Raw genomic sequence first — 2,791 nt, forward strand, 5'->3', positions numbered from 1 at the left:
GCTTCCTCGAGCCGGTCGCGCACCGCGTCGTCGTCGATGCCTTCCTCCTTCGCCCAGTCGGCGACCGGGACATCGAGGTTCAGCACGTCCTGCACCTGGCGCTGCAGCGTCCCGAGGTCCCACTGTTCCGGGTAGGCGTTCTCGGGGATGCAGCGGGCGACGAGTTCCGCGATGGTCTCGCGACGCATCTCCTGCACCGTCTCGGCGACGTCCTCGGCCATCATGAAGGCGCGGCGCTGGGAATACACTTCCTTGCGCTGGTCGTTCATCACGTCGTCGTACTTCAGAAGGTTCTTGCGCATGTCGAAGTTGCGCGCCTCGACCTTCTTCTGCGCCTTCTCGAGCGCCTTGTTGATCCAGGGGTGGACGATCGCCTCGCCGTCCTTGAGGCCCAGCTTCTGCAGCATCCCGCCCATGCGGTCCGACCCGAAGATGCGCATCAGGTCGTCTTCCAGGGACAGGAAGAAGCGCGATGCGCCGGGGTCGCCCTGGCGGCCCGAGCGGCCGCGCAGCTGGTTGTCGATACGCCGCGATTCATGGCGCTCGGTGCCGATCACGAACAGGCCGCCGGCGGCCTTCACGGCCGGGCGCACCGCCTCGACCTCGGCCTTGTGCTTGATGACCGCGGCCTCGTAGGCCTCGCCCTCATTGGTACCGGCCTCGTGGCGGGCCAGCATTTCGTAATTGCCGCCGAGCTGGATGTCGGTGCCGCGGCCGGCCATGTTGGTCGCGATGGTCACCGCGCCCGGGCGGCCGGCCTGCGCGACGATGCCTGCCTCCTGCTCGTGGTAGCGGGCATTCAGCACCTGGTGCGGGACGGCCTTCTTCTTGAGCAGGTTCGAGATCAGCTCTGACTTCTCGATGCTGGTGGTGCCGACCAGCACGGGCTGGCCGCGCTCGCGCGCCTCGGCGATCAGCACGGCGACGGCCTCGTATTTCTCGGCGGCCGAACGATACACCTCGTCGTCGCTGTCCTCGCGCGCCACCGCGACGTTGGTCGGGATCTCGACCACCTCGAGCTTGTAGATCTCGGCGAATTCATCGGCCTCGGTCGATGCCGTGCCGGTCATGCCCGACAGCTTCGGATAGAGGCGGAAGTAGTTCTGGAAGGTGATGGAGGCGAGCGTCTGGTTCTCGGGCTGGACCGTCACGTGCTCCTTGGCTTCCAGCGCCTGGTGCAGCCCGTCCGAATAGCGGCGGCCTTCCATCATGCGGCCGGTGAATTCGTCGATGATGACGATCTTGTCCTGGCGGACCACGTATTCGACATCGCGCTTGAACAGCGTATGCGCGCGCAGGCTCTGGTTGAGGTGGTGCACGACGGTGACGTTGCCGATGTCGTACAGGTCGCCCTCGGTGACCAGGGTGGCGTCCTTCAGCATCTGCTCGATGCGCTCGCTGCCGGCTTCGGTCAGCGTGACGGTGCGCTGCTTCTCGTCCTTCTCGAAGGTGGTCTCGTCCTTGACCAGTTCCTTCACCACCTCGTCGACCTTGCGGTAGAGGTCGGAGGAATCCTCCGACGGCCCGGAGATGATGAGCGGCGTGCGCGCCTCATCCACCAGGATGGAGTCCACCTCGTCGACGATCCCGTAGGCGAAGTCGCGCTGGACCATGTCCTCCAGGCGGTACTTCATATTGTCGCGCAGGTAGTCGAAGCCGTATTCGTTGTTGGTGCCGTAGGTGACGTCGCAGGCGTAGGAATTCCGCCGTTCGTCGTCGGTCAGGCCATGCACGATGGTGCCGACGGTCAGGCCCAGGAAGGTGTAGATCCGTCCCATCCATTCGGCGTCGCGGGTGGCGAGGTAGTCGTTCACGGTCACCACATGCACGCCCTTGGCCGGCAGGGCGTTCAGGTAGACCGGCAGGGTGGCGACCAGGGTCTTGCCCTCGCCGGTCTTCATCTCGGCGATCTTGCCTTCGTGCAGCACCATGCCGCCGATCATCTGCACGTCGAAATGGCGCAGGCCGAGCACGCGGCGCGCGGCCTCGCGCACCGTTGCGAAGGCCTCGGGCAGCAGGTCATCGAGCGTCTCGCCCTTCGCCAGGCGGTCGCGGAACAGCGCCGTCTGGCCGGCCAGCGCCTCGTCAGAAAGCGCCTGCATGGCGGGTTCGAGCGCGTTGATGGCCGGCACCCGCGCCTCGTAGCGCTTCAGCGCGCGGGAGTTCGAGGTGCCAAACAGGGCGGCGGCGAGGCGGGCGAACATCGGGGGTGTCGGTCTCCGTCGGGCGGTCTGCCCGGTCGAGCACGCCCCCCGGCACGGAGGGCGCGGACTCGGATCGCGCCGCGCCCGGCCGGAACCGAGGGTCCAGGCGGGTCGCGGCGCGGCCCTCGCAGAGATAGGCGGGCACTCCCCCCGGGTCAACGCCGGGCGAGCCACAGCCGTGTCCCGGCCGGCCGCCTGCGCCTTGTGGGGGCGCCGGCGTTCCGCCATCTTCCCGGCTTCCCCGGATCCGAGACCCCATGACACGTCGCTTTCGCCCCGCCCAACCCGTCCGCGCGGGCCTCGTCCTGGCCGTCACGCTCCTGGCCGCGCCCGCGCTGATGGCCCAGCCGACGCCGGCGACCCCGCCCGGGGACCCGGTGGTGGCCCGGGTGGATGGCGATCCCATCCTGCTGTCCGACCTGACCGCCGCGGCCCGCGACCTGCCCGAGGAAGTGCGCGGCGCGCCGCAGCAGATGCTGCTGCCGCTGCTGCTGGACCAGATGATCGCCGGCCGCGCGGTGACCGCCGCCGCGCGCCGCGCGCGCCTCGACCAGGCGGCCGAGGTGCGCGCGCGCATCCGCCGCGCC

Annotated in this window: 1 protein-coding gene and 1 pseudogene; one reads left to right on the forward strand and one right to left on the reverse strand. The window is 68.8% G+C overall.

Features of this window, described 5'->3' with window-relative positions; translation table 11 throughout:
* The coding region (gene secA, locus Q0C41_RS31110) for a preprotein translocase subunit SecA (protein WP_367079328.1) at nt 1-2,204 on the reverse strand (2,204 nt) is incomplete at its 3' end.
* A 257-nt stretch (nt 2,205-2,461) separates the two neighbouring features.
* Between secA and Q0C41_RS31115 the strand changes: the two are divergent.
* Nucleotides 2,462-2,791 (forward strand): annotated as a pseudogene (locus Q0C41_RS31115) (peptidylprolyl isomerase); the annotation flags it as partial.

Origin of the sequence: Luteitalea sp. (genome assembly GCF_022842525.1) — a bacterium.
Lineage (GTDB): Bacteria > Acidobacteriota > Vicinamibacteria > Vicinamibacterales > Vicinamibacteraceae > Luteitalea.